At 63.6% G+C, this 16,757-nt stretch carries 15 protein-coding genes; 3 read left to right on the top strand and 12 right to left on the bottom strand.

Features of this window, described 5'->3' with window-relative positions; translation table 11 throughout:
- Window positions 1-384, top strand: a 384-nt coding sequence (locus tag AC0L17_RS30460; protein ID WP_473518485.1) for an arginase family protein, incomplete at its 5' end; no start/stop codon positions are given.
- Window positions 385-470: 86 nt separating this feature from the next.
- Here AC0L17_RS30460 and AC0L17_RS30455 read toward each other — a convergent pair.
- The 5 genes from AC0L17_RS30455 to AC0L17_RS30435 form a co-directional block, all read right to left on the bottom strand.
- Window positions 471-1,463 (bottom strand): ABC transporter ATP-binding protein, encoded by a 993-nt coding sequence (locus AC0L17_RS30455; protein ID WP_473518484.1) that lies wholly within the window; start codon window positions 1,461-1,463, stop codon window positions 471-473.
- A complete protein-coding gene (locus AC0L17_RS30450) occupies window positions 1,460-2,482 on the bottom strand; it encodes an ABC transporter ATP-binding protein (protein ID WP_473518483.1) in 1,023 nt (340 codons plus the stop codon). The genes AC0L17_RS30455 and AC0L17_RS30450 overlap by 4 nt, the downstream gene beginning before the upstream one ends.
- Window positions 2,472-3,434, bottom strand: a complete 963-nt coding sequence (locus AC0L17_RS30445) for an ABC transporter permease (RefSeq protein ID WP_473518482.1) — start codon at window positions 3,432-3,434, stop codon at window positions 2,472-2,474. The genes AC0L17_RS30450 and AC0L17_RS30445 overlap by 11 nt, the downstream gene beginning before the upstream one ends.
- A gap of 11 nt (window positions 3,435-3,445) precedes the next feature.
- Window positions 3,446-4,474, bottom strand: coding sequence for an ABC transporter permease (locus AC0L17_RS30440; protein WP_473518481.1), 1,029 nt, complete (start codon window positions 4,472-4,474; stop codon window positions 3,446-3,448).
- A gap of 121 nt (window positions 4,475-4,595) precedes the next feature.
- Window positions 4,596-6,269 carry an ABC transporter substrate-binding protein gene (locus tag AC0L17_RS30435; RefSeq protein WP_473518480.1) on the bottom strand — a complete coding sequence of 558 codons (1,674 nt, stop codon included), beginning with the start codon at window positions 6,267-6,269 and terminating at the stop codon, window positions 4,596-4,598.
- Between the two features lie 299 nt (window positions 6,270-6,568).
- Here AC0L17_RS30435 and AC0L17_RS30430 point away from each other — a divergent pair, with 299 nt between their 5' ends.
- Window positions 6,569-7,294: a LuxR family transcriptional regulator gene (locus AC0L17_RS30430; protein ID WP_287171679.1), complete on the top strand. Its 726-nt coding sequence runs from the start codon at window positions 6,569-6,571 to the stop codon at window positions 7,292-7,294.
- A 153-nt stretch (window positions 7,295-7,447) separates the two neighbouring features.
- Window positions 7,448-8,347, top strand: a complete 900-nt coding sequence (locus AC0L17_RS30425; RefSeq protein WP_473518479.1) for a proline iminopeptidase-family hydrolase — start codon at window positions 7,448-7,450, stop codon at window positions 8,345-8,347.
- 70 nt (window positions 8,348-8,417) lie between these two features.
- On the opposite strand, the gene AC0L17_RS30420 is transcribed toward AC0L17_RS30425, so the two are convergent.
- From AC0L17_RS30420 to AC0L17_RS30390, 7 genes are read right to left on the bottom strand one after another with little or no spacing between them, the layout of a single operon-like run.
- A complete protein-coding gene (locus AC0L17_RS30420; protein ID WP_473518478.1) occupies window positions 8,418-10,289 on the bottom strand; it encodes a CocE/NonD family hydrolase in 1,872 nt (623 codons plus the stop codon).
- A gap of 20 nt (window positions 10,290-10,309) precedes the next feature.
- Window positions 10,310-11,305 (bottom strand): ABC transporter ATP-binding protein, encoded by a 996-nt coding sequence (locus AC0L17_RS30415; RefSeq protein WP_091597380.1) that lies wholly within the window; start codon window positions 11,303-11,305, stop codon window positions 10,310-10,312.
- A 56-nt stretch (window positions 11,306-11,361) separates the two neighbouring features.
- A complete protein-coding gene (locus AC0L17_RS30410) occupies window positions 11,362-12,324 on the bottom strand; it encodes an ABC transporter ATP-binding protein (RefSeq protein WP_473518477.1) in 963 nt (320 codons plus the stop codon).
- Window positions 12,321-13,244 (bottom strand): ABC transporter permease, encoded by a 924-nt coding sequence (locus AC0L17_RS30405; protein WP_473518476.1) that lies wholly within the window; start codon window positions 13,242-13,244, stop codon window positions 12,321-12,323. The genes AC0L17_RS30410 and AC0L17_RS30405 overlap by 4 nt, the downstream gene beginning before the upstream one ends.
- A 1-nt stretch (window position 13,245) precedes the next feature.
- On the bottom strand, window positions 13,246-14,223 hold the full coding sequence (locus AC0L17_RS30400) for an ABC transporter permease (RefSeq protein WP_091597385.1): 978 nt from the start codon (window positions 14,221-14,223) through the stop codon (window positions 13,246-13,248).
- A gap of 58 nt (window positions 14,224-14,281) precedes the next feature.
- The gene (gene ggt, locus AC0L17_RS30395) at window positions 14,282-15,892 is read right to left on the bottom strand and encodes a gamma-glutamyltransferase (protein WP_473518475.1); all 1,611 of its coding nucleotides are present in this window, start codon (window positions 15,890-15,892) and stop codon (window positions 14,282-14,284) included.
- Entirely contained in the window at window positions 15,889-16,749 is an 861-nt protein-coding gene (locus AC0L17_RS30390; protein WP_473518474.1) for an alpha/beta hydrolase, read from the bottom strand. The genes ggt and AC0L17_RS30390 overlap by 4 nt, the downstream gene beginning before the upstream one ends.
- Window positions 16,750-16,757 lie beyond the last annotated feature (8 nt).

Below are 16,757 nucleotides of genomic sequence, written 5' to 3'. Positions count from 1 at the left end.
CCGCGCCCCGCGCCCCTCCGCTCCCCCCGCGTTCCCCCCCCTCCGATTCTGCTAAGCCTGCCCCCCCCCCCCCCCCCGGGGGGGGCCCCCCCCCCCCCCCGGGGGGCGGTTGGCGACCTGACGCGGGCGGAACTCGACGGCTTCTTCATCCATCTCGACGCCGATTGTCTCGACGACGCGATCATGCCGGCGGTCGATTTCCGCGTACCGGGCGGGCTGTCTTGGGACGAACTGTCGGCGGCACTCCGCATCATCCTGGCGAGCGGCAAGGCGGTCGGGATCGAGGTCACCATCTACAATCCGCGCCTCGACGAGGACGGCAGCGCCGGCCGTGGCCTCGCTGATGTCCTGGCCGCAGCTCTCGGCACAGCCGCGCCCGCTTGAGCGGACGGGAGCAATCTAGACCGTTGTGCTTCGACTTCGCCGCCACACGCAACGACCTGTCCCCTCCCCAACGAGAATCCCGCGCCTTACCCGCCGCCCGGATGATGGCAAGCAACCAGGCGACCGTCGCCCGTGCTCTGCAGCAGCGGACGTTCGTTGCGGCACATGGAAGTGGCAGCCGGGCAGCGGGTGTGAAACCGGCAGCCGGAGGGTGGGTTCATCGGGCTCGGCAAGTCACCCTTCAGGACAAGCCGCTCGCGTCGTGCCTGATCGATACTGGGTATCGGCACCGCGGAACGGAGTGCCGTGGTGTAGTGGTGCCTGGGCGCCGCAAAGACCAGATCGGTCGGCCCGCTCTCCACGACCGATCCCAGATACATGACGGCCACGCGCGTCGAAATCTGGCGCACCACGGATAGATCATGGGCGATGAATACATAGGTCAGGTTGAACTCCTCGCGCAGATCGGCGAGCAGATTGACGATCTGGGCCTGGATCGAAACGTCGAGCGCCGAGACCGGCTCGTCGGCCACGATCAGCCTTGGCCGGAGCGCCAGCGCGCGAGCAATGCCGATCCGCTGGCGCTGGCCGCCCGAGAATTCGTGGGGATAGCGCGACGCGTGTTCGGGGGACAATTCGACCCGGCGCAGAAGCTCGGCGACGCGGTCCGTCATTTCCGATGCCGAGAGGCGCTCATGGATGCGGAACGGATCGGCCAAAAGATCGCCGACCCGCCGACGTGGATTGAGCGAGGCGCTCGGATCCTGAAAGACCATCTGCATCTGTCGCCGCAACGGACGGAGCTGACGCTGAGACGCGTCGGTAATGTCGCGGCCCTCGAACTCCAGAGAACCGGAGGTGATATCGGTCAGGCGCACCAGGCAGCGGCCAAGGGTGGATTTGCCGCAACCTGACTCCCCGACGATGCCTAGCGTTTCCCCGGGCCAGATGTCGAGCGATACCGTGTCGACCGCCTGGACCGTCCGGCGCTGCGCCGGGAAAATCGAGCGGCCGACGTGATAATGCTTCGAAAGATCTCCGGCGCGAAGTAGCGGGCGCTCGCGTGGCGCAGCACTCATCGTTGCATTTCCACGCCGACAGCCTTGTGGATGTTGAATTGCTTGCGTCTGGCTTCCGGTAATACGCAGGCGGCGCGATGGCCGTCGCCACGCATTGTCGGGAGCTGGACCAGGCAGGCATCGTGGCGAAAGGCACAGCGCGGACCGAAGGCGCAGCCTTTCGGCAGGTTGGAGAGGGAAGGCGGAGCTCCCGGAATCGCGGCGAGCCGTGCCGGACGCTCACCATCCATCGGCGGGATCGAGCCGAACAGGCCCCACGTGTAAGGATGCAGCGGCGTTCGGAACACGCTGCTCTTGCGGCCCTCCTCGACGAAGCGTCCGCCATACATGACCAAGACCCGATCCGCGACCTGGGCGACGACGCCAAGATCGTGTGTGACCAGGATCACCGCCGAGCCGAACTGATCGCGCAGCCGTGCGATCAGTTCGAGGATCTGCGCCTGCACGGTCACGTCCAGGGCCGTGGTCGGTTCATCCGCGACGAGCAGCGCCGGATTGCACGAGAGCGCCATCGCAATCACCGCACGCTGGCGCATGCCACCGGAGAGCTGGTGCGGATAGCCGTCGACGACCCGATCAGGATTGGCAATGCCGACCGCATCCAGCAACTGCACCGCCCTCGCCCGTGCCGCCCGCGCCGACACTTTCTCATGCGCACGCACCTGCTCGCCGATCTGGTTGCCGATCGTGTGCACCGGGGTGAGCGCCGACATCGGATCCTGGAAGATCATCGCGATCTGGCGGCCGCGAATGGCATCGAGCGCACGCCGGTTGAGCCCGACGAGCTCCTGCCCCAAAAAACGGATTGAACCGGAGACGACGGCATTGGGGCTGTCGATCAGCCCCATGATGGCCAGCAAGGTCTGGCTTTTGCCAGAACCGGACTCACCGACGACACCGACGATCTCCCGCTGCTCGACGGCAAACGAGACGCCTGCCACAGCCCGCACCAGCCCCGCGTCGCTGCGGAAGGATACGGTGAGACCCTCGACGACGAGAAGGGGAGCGTTAACGGACATCGCGAGCCCTCGGGTCGATAAAGACGAAGACGACGTCGACGACGAAGTTTGCCATCACCACGAAAAACGAGGCGTAGATCACCGTGGCAAGGATCATCGGCAGGTCGAGGGTCTGCAGTGCCTCATAGGTCAATTTCCCGACGCCCTGCAGCCCGAAGACCACTTCGGTCAACAGCGCGCCGCCGCCGACCAAGGCACCGAAATCGAGACCGAACATGGTGACGAATGCCACCAGTGACGTCCTGAGGCCGTGATGCAGCAAAACCCGCCGCTCGCCGATCCCCTTGGCCCGCGCGGTGCGGATAAAATCCTCCTGCATCATCTCGATCAGACTTGCCCTCAGCACCCGTCCGTAAAGGCCGACATAAAGCGTCGCCAGCGTGAACCACGGAATGACGAGCGCCTTGAACCAGCCCCAGGGGTCCTGTGTCAGGGGCATGTAGCCGAGCGGAGGAACCCAAGAAAACAGCCAGGTGTCATGCCAGCGGCTCTGTGTCAGCAGATTAGCGACCTCGCCGAGCCAGAAGACCGGAACGGACACTCCAATCAGGCTCAGGATCATCAGCGCCCGGTCGATGAATGTGCCGCGCGTCGCGCCGGCGATCACCCCGACGATCAGTCCGCCGAGCACCCACAGCACCGCCGCGCCGCCGACCAGCGACAGCGTAACCGGAATGGCGCCTGTCACCGCAGGAATCACGCGCTGCCCGCGATTGACGAAGGAGGTGAGGTCGCGGCTGACGAAAAGCCGATTCATCATCAGCCCGTATTGCACCGGCAATGGCCGATCGAGACCGAAATCGTGGCGGACCTGGACCAATGTCTCCTGGGACGCGTTGCGGCCGGCAATGCGCGCCGAGGGATCGGCACCGGGCGTGGCGAAGAAGATCAGGAAAGCGACGACGCTGATGCCGAACATGACCAGCATCATCTGGCCGAGCCGAAAACTCATGGCGGCAAGCACTAGATGCCCCTCGGCGAGGATTTCGGATCGAGCGCATCGCGCACGCCGTCGCCGAGAATGTTGAGAGCCAGCACAGTGATGACAATGGCAAGCCCGGGCGCCAGCGCCACGATCGGCCTGGAATAGAGCAGGCCCTGACCGTCCTGGATGATCGTGCCCCAGCTGGCGTCCGGCGGTTGCACGCCGATCGACAGAAACGACAGCGAGGATTCGGTCATCATGTTGAGTGCCAGGATCAACGGCACGAAAACGATGATGCGCGTCACCACATTTGGCATGATGTCGCGCAGCAGGATGCGCCAGGGCGACGCGCCAAGCCCGATCGCCGCGGTGACGAATTCGGCCTGCATCAAGGTCAGGACATGGCCACGGATCGGCCGTGCCACATAGGGCACATAGACGATGCCGATGATGAAGATCGGCAGCCACAGGCTGCCGGAGCGAATTTCGAACGGACCGATCTGGATGCTCTGCGCGATCAGCACGATCGACAGCGAAATCGCCAGCAGGAAAACCGGGAACGCCCAGAGCACGTCGAGAATACGCGACAGGCCGACGTCGACAATGCCGCCGAAGAACCCGGAAACAACCCCCAGAAAGGTCGCCAGGACGAGGCACAGCACAGCCGCAGCGCCCGAGATCAACAGCGAATCCCGCCCGCCGTAAAGCAGCCGCGCCGCGACGTCTCGGCCCTGATTGTCGGCGCCGAGCAGATACGGGCCGATCCGCCAGGTCGGCCCAATCGGCGTCATGCCGAGGCCAAGGCCTTCGGTGGAAGCCTGCAGTACCGGCTGGGTCACCCCATCGATGACGATCTCGCCGTTGAGATTGGTTACGAAAGGATCCGTGTGGGCGATGTATTGCGCATAAAGCGGCGCCGCCAGCGAAGCGATGACGATGACGACGAGCACACCGAACGCCGCTATTGCCGAACGATCGGCTTTAAGCTTGCGCCATGCCGTGCGCCATGGGCCAGCGGCGGCCTGGCGGACCGGGGCGTCAGGCTGGTCCGCAATGACATTGACCATGAACGGGGGACCATAAACAGGATTGCCTGGCAAAAATCTCGACCTGGAAGATGCGCTGATCCGGCGGAAAAGGAAATGCGATGGAGCGCCGGTGGCACTCCGTCGCATTGGCTCGAGGGGATCATTCGACCCAGGACTGGCTGACGATCCAGTAGAATTGCGGGCTGAAGGTGAAGTTCTTCAGCCTGGAAGAGACGACATCGACCCGCTTGGGTGTGAACAAAACAGCGACCGGGGCCTTGTCCGTCACCGCCTTGTCGATGGCCGTCCACAGCGTTGCGCCCTTGGCTGGGTCGGCGATGGTGGCTGTCTCTGCTTCGGCCATCGACGCGTCGATCGATTTGTCGCAGAACCCGGAAATGTTGACCGAGGCGTCCGAGCCCGGCGTGAATGAGGCACAGCTGAACAGCACTTCCAGAAAATTGGATGGCGCCGGGTAATCCTGGAACCATTGCGAGACCGAGATCTGCACCTTGTTGTTGGTGTTCTGGATGTAGGTAAACTGGATGTTCTGCGAGATCGGCTTGACCGATGTCTTGTAGCCGAGTTGGTTGAGCACGTCCTGCAGATAGACCCCGATCGACTTCGAGACGCTGCTGTCCTCGGTGATGATCGTCACCTCCTGACCAGCAGTTCCCGATTCAGCAACCAGTTGTTTGGCCTTGTCCATATCCGGCGCCGACCACTTTTCGCCCGGATTGGCGGTGAATGGGCAATAAGGCGCGAATGACGGGAACCCCGGCGGCAGCATCTGGCAAGCCGGCTGCGCCAGATTGCTGCCGCCAAAGAGCTTGATGATCGCGGCGCGGTCGATGGCGAAGTTCACCGCCTGGCGAACACGGATGTCGTTGAACGGCGCCAGATTGTTATTCATCGGCGCATACCACATCGCCATCAGCGGATGCACGGTGACCTGCTTGGCATATTTGGTGCCGAGTTCGCCGAGACGGTCCGCCGGCGGCGGATCGAACATCCAGTCCGCCTGCCCGTTCTCGACCGCCGTCACCGCCGCTTCGTCGGTGAGGCCGAATTCATAGTCGATCTCGTCGGGATACCCTGCCGGCTGGGCTTCCTTGCTCCATTCCTTGAAGTGAGGATTGCGCACCATTTTCATCAGCTTGTTCGGGTCATAGCTCGCGATCATGTAGGGCCCAGTGCCCGGGATCGGATCAGTGCCGGCATCCTTGAGCGGCGCGCCCGCCGGCAGGATCGCCGCGTGCGGAATGGCGATCTTCTGCAGGAACTCGGCATCCGGCTGGACCAGGTTGAAGGTGATCGTTCCGGCTGCGTCGTCAACCGACAGGCCGCCATCGAGGGTGCATGTCGCCGGGGTTTTCAAACACGCATCGGCGCCGACGATGCCGTTGTAGAAGGTCCCGGCCGTCGGCCCGCTGATCTTGAAGATGCGCTGGAACGAAGCCACCACATCCTTGCTGGTGACGTCCGAGCCGTCGGCGAACTTGATGCCTTTGCGCAGCTTGAAGACGTAGGTCTTGCCGCTGTTTTCGACCTTCGGCAGGGTTTCAGCGAGGTCCGCGACCACCTCGAAGCCGGTCTTGTCCCCGGCCTTTTTGTAGGTCACCAGACCATCGTAGAGAATATAGTTCATCTGGAAAAACTGCAGCGTGTAATTGATATGCGGATCGGCGGTGCCGGCAGCGGCGTTGGCCAGCAAGCGGAGCGTGCCGCCAAGCTTGCCTTCCGCGGCCAAGGCACTGCTCGGCGGCGACACGATCGTCATGCCGAGCAGAGCCAGGCCGGGTATCAATGCTGCAAGTGCCTTCTGGGGTCGCATGGCTGTGTTTCCTCGTGGAAAGCGTGTCGACTGGCCACGCTATACGCAATCGACGACCGCGGCGTGGCTGGAAATGATCTGGGTCGCGGGTGGTCTCCGCACCTTCGCCCAATTGGAAAAGACTACGACCAGCGAAGCCGAGCAGGATAGCTATTAAGATAGATAGGTCGGAGAGGCCAGCCTTAAGCCTATTTATTGGGCACGCGGGTGACATGGCTATTTGACAAGCAATGGCCAGCGGGTAAGCTTGTCGCATGCAGGGCTTTTCAGGCGATCTAGAGAGCCGGTTCCGAACGGGAATGAGCATCGACGCCGCCATGGCGGTGGCGACCGATGTGCTGGAGCCCGTCGGTTTCACCTCATTCATCTATGACTATACGCCCGTGCCGGTCAGCCATGAGGGCGACCTGATCACCCCGTCGCTGATGGCTCTGCACAACGTGCCGCGCGACATGCAGGATCTCTGGTGCAAAGGCGGCTATTATCAGCTTGACCCGGTGCAGGAAGCCGCGCTCGCCGTATCGAGGCCGTTCCTCTGGTCGCACAAGGGCGTTCAGAGCACCGTCATGCAGCATGTGCTTCGGTCCAGGCATGATCCGGTGATCAGCTATCTGCTCGATACCAGGATGACCTGCGGCGTCACCGTGCCCATCCGTCTTGCCGGTGGGGATCTGGCCACCTTCACCGCGATCCGCGCCGACCCAGAGCCAGGGTTCGAGGCCGAAGCAAGGCAGTTAATCGCCGAAATCGGCGATCTGGGCCATCTCTTGCACGACTCCGTCTACGCCGGTTTCGATGCCGGCATCCGCACCTGCCCATACGTCCACCTGACGTCGCGCGAGCGCCAGTGCCTGCGCCTCGCCGCCGCCGGACTGACGGCCAAGCAGGTCGCGCGCGAGATTGGCCGCGCGGTGCCGACAGCAACGCTGCATCTCAACGCGGCGACACGCAAGCTTGGCGCGCGCAACCGCTTCCACGCCATCGCGCTGGCTGCCCACTACCGGCTGCTCGAGCCGGAGCATTGAGGCGCTCCGCCTGAGGGCTCCTCCCGCCAGGGCAAACCTATAAATAGTGCTAGCTGTAAATGCGCCGGGCCGCTTAGTACCGTCGGCCGCAAACAAGGCTTGGGAGGGTCCGTCACTTTGGTTCCTGCCAGCCAGGACCCGGAGCTTGGAACTGTGACGGCACATGTGACCACCGAAGGATTCAGCGATTACAGGGGCTACCGCACCTGGTATCGCGTGATCGGAGATCTCAACTCGGGCAAGCTGCCATTGGTCATCGCTCACGGCGGGCCGGGCTGCACCCACGACTATGTCGATTCATTCAGGGAGCTTGCCGATACCGGGCGGGCCGTCATCCACTACGATCAGATCGGCAACGGCAAGTCGACCCATCTGCCCGACAAGGGCGGCGACTTCTGGACCGTCGATTTCTTTTTGGGCGAACTCGATGCGCTGCTCGCTCACATCGGCATTGCCGAGCGTTACGCCCTGCTCGGCCAGTCCTGGGGCGGCATACTTTCGGCCGAACATGCCGTGCGACGCCCTGCAGGGCTCAAGGCATTGATCCTGGCCAATTCGCTGGCCTCAATGGCGCTATGGGTGGAAGGCGCGCTGCAATTGCGGGCCGGGCTGCCGGCCGATGTGCAACTCGCGCTTGACCGGCACGAGGCAGCCGGGACCACCGATCACCCGGATTATGTTGCGGCAACCAAAGCCTTCTATGACCGCCACGTCTGCCGTGTCCTTCCAACGCCGCGGGAGGTCGCCCGGACATTCGCGGCAATCGACGCGGATCCGACGGTTTATCACACCATGAACGGACCCAATGAATTCCACGTCATCGGCACGATGCGGAACTGGACCATCGTCGAGCGCCTGCATCTGATCGAGGCGCCGACGCTGGCGTTCCGCGGATTTTACGACGAAGCGACCGAAGCCTGCGTCCAGCCCTTTCTCGATCATATTCCCGACGTCGAAGGCATGGTCTTCCCAAATTCCAGCCATATGCCGCATGTCGAGGAGAAGGACGACTGCCTCGCCGCCGTCGGACGCTTTGTCGCCAAATACGATTGAGGCCCATGCCCCACAGCGGCCTGTCTTTGCGCAAGCTGATTGTGCTGGGCTTAGAGCCCGCCCGATTTGCTCATAATCTCTCCACGATCAGCCGCGATGGCCTCGTTGCATCGAGGAAAACCGTGTTGCGCGCCACTTGCCGGCTACGGCCGAGCCCCGCCGGCGCACCGGTGTTCGGATTGACGTCGAACTTCGGAAAATTGCTCGAAGAGATGTCCAGCCGCAGCCGATGGCCGGCACGGAACAGATTGGCAGTCGCAAATAGCTCGATGCGAAGCCGCATGATCTCTCCAGGCTTCACGAGTTCGGCTCTTTCGAATGAACGCCGGAAGCGGCAGCGGAAAATCCCGTCGGTCAGGTTCAGGGCAAAGCCCGTCGGATAGTCGGCGCTCGGTGGATAGACGTCGATCAGTTTCGCCGTGAAGTCGGTGTCGGGTGCATCGGTCGCCGCCCAGAGCTCCACCTCTACCCGTCCGAGCACGGTCAAATCGTCGGCAAGCGGCTCGGTCTCAAAGGAGAGGACATCGAGACGGGCGGAAAGCGGCAAGCCGAAATTGCGGCAGCCGAAGAACCTCTTGTCCTCTCTCTGGTCGAAGCCGCCGCCGGCGAAGATCGGCTGACCGCTGGTCAGCGCGCCGCCGATGGTCGGGACCGGATCGGCGGGATCGAAATCATAGCTCAGCGCGACGGCGTCGGGCGCAGGAAAGGCCTCCGAGAGCCTGCCGTTGGGGTGCAGATAATAGCTTTGCTCCGTCACGTTCGGCAGCGGCCACCGCTTGCCTTTGATCCAGCGCCCGCCGTGATCGAGACGGCCCGTTTCATTTTTCGTGCCCTTTCCCCCGCCCATGACAAAAAGACGGATCGGCTCCTCGTCGAGATCGTCCTCCAACCCGCTCTTCAGCCAGCGATCGAACCAACGGCGACGAAACTCCAGCCAGCTTGCCGCCACATTGCCGCCGAGCGGAGCGTTCGGTCCGAAATCGACGTCGCCGGCAAAGGTCAGATTGCGGTCGCCGTGCAAGCCCGGACCCATGATCAAGGCGAGCGGCCGTTTCGCGTTTCGGGCAAGGCCAGCCAAATTCTCGAACGTCGTCGGGACATAGACGTCGAACCAGCTCGAGATCAGGGCGATCGGAATGTGGGGAATGGCGTCGTAGAAGCCCGCTGCATGAATGCCGACCTGCTTCCAGAAGCCGTCGAAAGTCTCGTGCCGCCACTGCTCCAGCAGGTAAGCCTCGTAGTCCGGAGCCCAGCGGAGCGGGGAACGGCCCTCAGACCAGGGCATTTTGCCGAACCAGCGATGCAGGTTTTCCGCTTCGAGCGCCTTTCGGGCCAACTCGTCGCCGGCGGCGACGGCGCTCTCGCGGGCTTCCCGGTAGGCCCAGGTCGCCTGTTTCAGCTCGAACGCGCCGCCTTGGCGGATGCCGCAGGTGAAGGCGTTAGAGAATCCGCCGGAATCGAGGATCATGGTTACAAGAGCCGGCGGCGCAAGGCACGCCGCCGCCATTTGGGTATGCGCAGCATAGGAAAGGCCCATGGTGCCGATCCGGCCATTGCACCAGGGCTGGGCTGCGATCCATGCAAGCGTGTCGTAGCCGTCCGGACCTTCGGAGCGATATTTGACGAACTCGCCTTCCGAGCCGTAGCGGCCGCGGCAGTCCTGGTAGACGACGATGTAGCCATGGCGCACGAAATGCTCGGCGACCGTCGCGCGATCCATCGGTTCGGTCATGCTGACCTCGAGTTCGGCGCGCGATGCCATCGCCTTGCCATAAGGCGTCCGCTCAACGATGACGGGAGCTGGCCGGTCCAGCGCGCGGCCTCCCCTTGCCGGTCGGTAGATGTCGGTCGCCAGTCTTACCCCATCGCGCATCGTCACCATGATATCGCGGCAGAGGGCCATGTCGTCGGTCACGGACTGGAACGCCTGGAGGTCGGTCATCTCAAAAAATTCCAAGGCGTTCAGGCGGCGGCGTCATTGAGGTGGCATGCGCTCTTGTGTCCGGCAGCAACCACCTTCAGTCGGGGCGCTTCGGTGCGGCAACGAGGCATCGCGTGCGGGCAGCGCGGGTGGAAATGACATCCGCTCGGCGGCGAGAGCGGGCTCGGCAATTCACCCTTGATCGCGGCAAAGCCGCGTTTGGTGGTTTCGATCCGCGGCACCTCGGCGAGAAGCGCCTGCGTGTAGGGATGGTTGGCCCGTGCAAAGATCTCCTCGGCCGGAGCCTCTTCGACAATGCGGCCGAGATACATGATCGCCACCCGATCGGAGATGTGCTCGACCACCCCGAGATCGTGGCTGATGAACAAGTAAGTGAGGTTCAGCCTCTCGCGCAGGTCCATGAAGAGATTGAGTATTTGCGCCTGGATCGAGACGTCCAAAGCGGCAACGGCCTCATCGCAGACGAGAAATTCCGGCTGCACGGCGAGCGCGCGCGCAATGCCGATCCGCTGGCGCTGGCCGCCGCTGAACTGATGCGGAAAGCGGTGTTTTAGCGCCGGATCGAGACCGGCACGCCGGAACTGTTGATCGACAAAGGTACCGAGATCGCCCTCAACCAGCCCGTGTACGCGCGGCGCCTCGCTGACGATATCGGCCGCTTTGCGGCGCGGATTGAGCGAGGCGTAGGGATTCTGGAATATCATCTGCACGCGCAGCTTGGCCTCACGCCGTTCGAGCGGCGGAAGCGCCTTCAAGTCCTTGCCGCGCCATGATACCGATCCCTTGCTGGGCGCCACGATGCCGGCGACGATCCGCCCCAGTGTGGACTTGCCGCATCCCGACTCCCCAACGAGGCCCAGAACCTCGCCCCTGCGAACGGCGAGGCTGACACCGTCGATCGCCTGCACGCTTGCCGTCGGTTTGGCGAGTTTGAACGAGATCGCCAAACGGGCCGCGAGATCCGGCCGCGTGCCGAAGCTGTGAGAAATCTCGTTCAGCTCGATCAGCGGCGCCATCCCGCTAGAACCCGCTGAGGAGCTTTGAATGTCTGCCGCAACCGGAGTGGAGGGGATCATACGCGGAACTCCGGCAAGGGATGAACACAGCGGTGCTCGCGCGGGCCAGCAGTGAGCAGAGGCACCGCCTGGGCACACGCCGCGTCGGCGCGCGCGCAGCGCGGGGCGAAAGCGCATCCGGCCGGCAGCCGCGCAACACTGGGCGCCATTCCAGGGATCTGCCGAAGCCGCTCGCCACGCCGGTTGCGGCTGGGAACGGAGTCGATCAGACCGGCGGTATAAGGGTGCAACGGACGGACGAGAACGTCCGACACCGGGCCGGATTCGACGATGCGGCCCGCATACATCACGGCGATCCGGTCGGCGAGCCGCGAGACGACGGCGAGATCATGCGTGATCCAGATCAGCGACGTGTTGTTCTGCGCCACGAGCTTTTGCATCTCGGCGAGAATCTGTGCCTGGATCGTCACATCGAGCGCGGTGGTCGGCTCGTCGGCGATGATGAAGTCCGGGCGGTGCAGCAGCGCAATAGCGATAACGACGCGCTGGCGCATGCCGCCGGAAAACTGATGCGGATAGGCCTGCAGCCGCTCATCCGGACTCGGGATCCCGACCATGCCGAGCGCGTCGCGCGCCCGCGCCCTGGCATCCATGCGCGAGACGTTTTCATGCGCCTGCACCGCCTCGATCATCTGCGTGTCGATGCGCAGGACCGGGTTCAGCGTCATCATGGGATCTTGGAAGATCATCGCCATGCGGCGCCCGCGCAGCGCTCGCATCTCCTCGCGGCTGGAGCGGGTGATGTCGCGGCCGTCGAAGACGATCTGGCCGCCGACGATCGTGCCTGGCGGATCGACAAGGCCGATGATGGAAAAGCCGGTGACCGATTTGCCGGACCCGCTTTCACCGACGAGACCCAGAACCTCGCCTCGCGCGACGCTGAACGAGACGCCGTCAACGGCTTTTGCTTGTCCGAAATGGGTCCTGAGATCGCGGACTTCGAGCACGGTCGCGTTCATTCGCGCCCCCGCGGGTTGAGCACGTCGCGGAGCCGATCACCGACGAGGTTGATCGCAACCACGGTAATCAGCAGCGCCACGCCGGGATAGAAACTGATCCACGTCATGCCGGAGAGCATGTACTGATAGCCGTTGGCGACCAGCAGGCCGAGACTGGGCTCGGTGATCGGCACACCGAGGCCAAGAAAGGACAAGGTCGCCTCCAGCGAAATGGCGCGCGCCACCTGCACCGTTGCGATCACGATCAGCGGCGGCAGGCAGTTGGGCAGAAGATGGACGAACAGAATGCGCCATCGCGGAATGGCGAGCGACTCTGCCGCCTCCATGTATTCCTTGCGCCGCTCCACCAGCGCCGTGCCGCGCGCGGCACGTGCATAAGTCGCCCATTCGACGATCACCAGCGCGAGTACGACGTTGAGGATTCCCTTGCCGAGAAAGGCAAGGATCATCAGTGCAACGAGAATGGAGGGGAAGGAGAGTTGCAGATCGACGATGCGCATGATCGCCGTCTCGGTCCGACCGCCGACATAGGCGGCGAGCAGGCCTAAAGAAGCGCCGAACAGCGCGGCGAAAAGTGCCGAGCTGACGCCGACGCCGAGCGATATGCGCAGACCGTAGATGATGCCGGAAAGCATGTCACGGCCCTGGTCGTCGGTGCCGAGCCAGAAAATCATGCCCGTCATCGATTGCGAGCCGGGCGGCAGGCGGCTGTCCATGATGTCGAGCTGGTTGAGGTCGTAGGGATTTTGCGGCGCTATAAGTGGCGCGAGCAGCGCCAGCCCGATGATCGCGCTCAGCAGCACGAAGCCGGCAATGGCGGCAGGCGAGCGGAAGAATGCCCGCACGAGCACTCGAAACGGCGCCTCTTCACCCTTCTCGGCCTCGGTAGGCATCGGTGGCGGCAAGGTGTCGACGCTCATGTCACGGTCCCTCGCCCTGGAGCCGCACCCGCGGGTCGAGTGCCGTATAGGTCAGGTCGACGACGAGATTGATGATGACGAAGAAGGCGACGATCGCCATCAGGTATGCGGTGATGATCGGACGGTCGAGCACGTTGATGCTGTCGATGATCAACTTGCCCATGCCAGGCCAGCTGAACACGCTTTCGGTGACGACCGAGAAGGCGACGATAGAGCCGAATTCCAGGCCGATGATGGTCACCACCGGGATCATGATGTTCTTCGAGACGTGGACGCCGATCACGCGCGTTTCCCTGAGGCCCTTGGCCCGCGCGAACTTGACGAAATCGAGCGGCAGGACTTCGGCGACGCCGGCGCGCGTCAGGCGCAGAATGAGGCAGGCGTCAAACAAGGCGAGGTTCACCGCCGGCAGGATCAGGTGGGCAAGGCCGTCTTTGGTCAGGAACGCCCATTGGACACCGAACAGTTCGGCGGTCTGGCCGCGCCCGCCGCTCGGCAACCAGCCGAGCTGCACGCCGAAAAACATGATCAGCACCAGCCCGACCCAGAAGGTCGGCAACGAGAAGCCGAGGATGCTGACGGTCATGATGACGCGGCTCAAGATGCCATCCGGCCGCAGTCCGGCATAAAGCCCGAGCGGCACGCCGACGACGATGGCAATGAGGATGGCAGAGACGGCCAGTTCGAGTGTTGCCGGCAGTCGCTGCAGGATCACCCTGATCGCCGGCTCGTTGTAGACGTAACTCTCGCCAAGGTCGCCATGCAGCGCTGCCCAGAGGAAGCGGAGGTACTGCTGCCAAAGCGGCAGGTCGAGCCCGAGTGCCTGGACGACGCGCGCGCGCTCGATCTGATCGGCGTCGGGCGAGATCAAAATGTCGACGGGGTCGCCGATGACGTTGATCGCGATGAAGACGATAACCGTCATGGCGAACATGACCATCACGGCCTGGAGCAGCCGGCGCGCGACGGCTGCGGTCATGGCATCGCTCCACAGCCTGATTGCCGGAAAGGGTCGCCGGTCGTCTGTGCGCGGCACATCACGCCGGCACCGCCATCGCCATGCCGTCGCGCTGCGGATCGGCGCCGCCGCGGCAAATTCCGTCTTCGATCTGGATGCCGTGGAGGGCGGCAAAAGCGTAACTTTGCCAGGAGCGCTTCACCTCGTAGCCCCGGCCCTCGATTTCTTCAGTGACATAGCGCGGAATGCGATTGGAGACGTCGATTGTGTTCGACACCGCCACGATCCTCGGGGCGGCCACCGCTTCCGACATGCTCATATCGAAATCAATGAGATTCATCAGCCCCTGCGCCATGGACGGCGCGATATAGCTGCCGCCGGGCGCTCCCATGACGATCACCGGCCGGTCGTCCTTGAATACGATTGTGGGCGCCGCAGAGCTGGCCCGCCGCTTGCCGGGAGCCAGCGATCCGGCCCGGCCCGGCCTTGGGTCGAAGCGGCTCATCGTTCCGTTGTACATGAATCCCAGGCCATCGGTGATCGCCCCCGAGGGACTGCCCAGCGTGTGGGTCAAGGCGACGGCATTGCCCTCACGGTCGACCACCGAAATATGGGTCGTGTCGCGCGGCGACCGGTCATCGACGCGCTCGATCCTGGCGCGCAGCCCGGCCTTGATCTCGGCGGCGAGCCCGCTGCAATAGTCGCGGGACAGCAGCCGCGCGACCGGCACGTCGACATAGGCAGGATCGCCGAGATGGCGGTCCTTGTCGATGGTCATGCGCTTCATCGCCTCCGCCAGCAGGACGATGTGCTCGGCACCGTCATGCTCCATGGCTCCGACATCAAAATGCTCGAGGATGTGGAGCAATTGCAGCATGGATATGCCGCTGGCGGGCGGCGGGCTGGTCGCGATATCATAGCCACGATACTCGCCCCAGAGCGGTTGCGCGGTGGATAGCTCATAGCGCGCCAGATCATCCTTCCCGATAAGGCCGCCGTTGGCGGCCATGTCGGCGGCGATTTCTTCGGCGATCTCGCCCTTGTAGAAAATGTCCGAACCGGCGGCCGCGATCCGCTCGAGCGTTTGGGCGAGGTCGGTGTTGACGACGACGTCGCCTGGCAGCTTGACCGCGCCGTCCGGGCGAAAATAGATGGCGCGCCCCGTGTTGCTGAAGCGCAGCTTGTCAAGGGTGCGCACTTCGCCGGTATCTACGCCGTCCTGGGCCCAGTACCAATGGACATGCGGGCGGACCATAAAGCCGCGCCTCGCCTGCTTGGCGGCGGGTGCGACGACGTCGGCCCATTCAAAAGTGCCGTATCTCGCCAGCGCCTCGGCATAGCCCTTGACACTGCCCGGCGTGCAGACGGCGAGATAGCCGATCTCGCTGATGCCGCCTTCCAGCAGAAAGGCGAAGCCGTCGCGCGACTGGCCGACCAGAAAGTCGCTCCACATTTCAGGCGACGCTTTGAGCGGCGCCCTGGCGTAGAATTCTAGCACCTCGTGCACGCCGCGTCGCGGCATATAGACCTGCATCGAGCCAAAGCCCCCGATGCCGGCCATTTGAGGGTCGACGACGCCTTGCATGAAAGCGCAGGCGATCGCCGCATCGACGGCGTTGCCGCCGCGTTTGAGCACCAGAGCGCCCGCCTCGACCGCCTCCGGCTGCGGCGCAACGATCATTGCATTCATCTTGATGCGTTCCGTCGTTGCTTGAGCGCCTGGGCCAGGAAATCCTTGACCGGATCGAGAACCGCGTCGCGTTCGTGGGCTACCCCGGGCAGCAAATCAAAGCGTACGCGCACACCCGCTTCCTCGAACGATCGACACAACGTCCTGAGGCGCTCCGGCCTCGTTTGTCCTGCATCGTTGGCGCCCGGCATCCAATGGGTGCTGCCCTGGGCGTGCGTGATTTCCCAGGTCTCCAGGTCGGCATCGCCGACGATCATCTGGACAGGCACTTTTGCCAGCGCGGCGGCGTCGAAGGTGATGCCGAACTTCTCCGGCAGGTCGCGAATCCCCACCCACCAGTCCCGCGTGGGATCGAGCAGGGTCACCGATCCCGGTGCGCCGATCGACGCCGCCCATAGCCTGTCGGGATGAAGGATGGCGAAGCGATGGGTGAAATGCCCGCCGCCGGAAAATCCGAACATAGCGAAGCGGGTCCAGTCCTGACGGTATTTCGCGACGACTTCCTCGACTATCGCGAGCAGCACCTGATCGTAGCGGATGTCGCCCTCGATCATGTATTTGTATCCGCTGCGGGCATCGTCGCCGAGAACGCCCATTGGAAACACCGGGCACAAAATGGCGCAGTCGTTCCAGCGTCCGAACTCGGCGAACGCATCACGGAAACCCAGGAACGAGGTGCGGCCGGTACCATGGACGGCCACCAGCAGGTCGACTTGGGCGCCTTCCCCAACCGCGGGCGGTACATACAGGCAATAGTGGAAGCGTGGGTCCGATTTGGAAGCAAAGATGGCGGTCGCGCCAAGATCGTATGTAGCGCGACCGCGATCCGCAACAGATCCCGTGGCGATGCTCGTCAAGTCTACAC

It is taken from the genome of Mesorhizobium sp. WSM4829, from assembly GCF_055811475.1.
The sequence above is the reverse complement of the archived record's forward strand: the minus strand, read 5'-3'. Positions and strand labels throughout refer to the sequence as shown.

What these genes read in the sequence shown, in the direction of transcription:
- AC0L17_RS30430 (WP_287171679.1), top strand. Translation starts at nt 6,569, where the DNA reads ATGAGCATCGACGCCGCCATGGCGGTGGCGACCGATGTGCTGGAGCCC.
- AC0L17_RS30410 (WP_473518477.1), bottom strand. Translation starts at nt 12,324, where the DNA reads ATGAACGCGACCGTGCTCGAAGTCCGCGATCTCAGGACCCATTTCGGA.
- AC0L17_RS30445 (WP_473518482.1), bottom strand. Translation starts at nt 3,434, where the DNA reads ATGAGTTTTCGGCTCGGCCAGATGATGCTGGTCATGTTCGGCATCAGC.
- AC0L17_RS30420 (WP_473518478.1), bottom strand. Translation starts at nt 10,289, where the DNA reads ATGACCGACCTCCAGGCGTTCCAGTCCGTGACCGACGACATGGCCCTC.
- ggt (WP_473518475.1), bottom strand. Translation starts at nt 15,892, where the DNA reads ATGAATGCAATGATCGTTGCGCCGCAGCCGGAGGCGGTCGAGGCGGGC.
- AC0L17_RS30400 (WP_091597385.1), bottom strand. Translation starts at nt 14,223, where the DNA reads ATGACCGCAGCCGTCGCGCGCCGGCTGCTCCAGGCCGTGATGGTCATG.
- AC0L17_RS30440 (WP_473518481.1), bottom strand. Translation starts at nt 4,474, where the DNA reads ATGGTCAATGTCATTGCGGACCAGCCTGACGCCCCGGTCCGCCAGGCC.
- AC0L17_RS30450 (WP_473518483.1), bottom strand. Translation starts at nt 2,482, where the DNA reads ATGTCCGTTAACGCTCCCCTTCTCGTCGTCGAGGGTCTCACCGTATCC.
- AC0L17_RS30415 (WP_091597380.1), bottom strand. Translation starts at nt 11,305, where the DNA reads ATGGCGCCGCTGATCGAGCTGAACGAGATTTCTCACAGCTTCGGCACG.
- AC0L17_RS30405 (WP_473518476.1), bottom strand. Translation starts at nt 13,244, where the DNA reads ATGAGCGTCGACACCTTGCCGCCACCGATGCCTACCGAGGCCGAGAAG.
- AC0L17_RS30435 (WP_473518480.1), bottom strand. Translation starts at nt 6,269, where the DNA reads ATGCGACCCCAGAAGGCACTTGCAGCATTGATACCCGGCCTGGCTCTG.
- AC0L17_RS30455 (WP_473518484.1), bottom strand. Translation starts at nt 1,463, where the DNA reads ATGAGTGCTGCGCCACGCGAGCGCCCGCTACTTCGCGCCGGAGATCTT.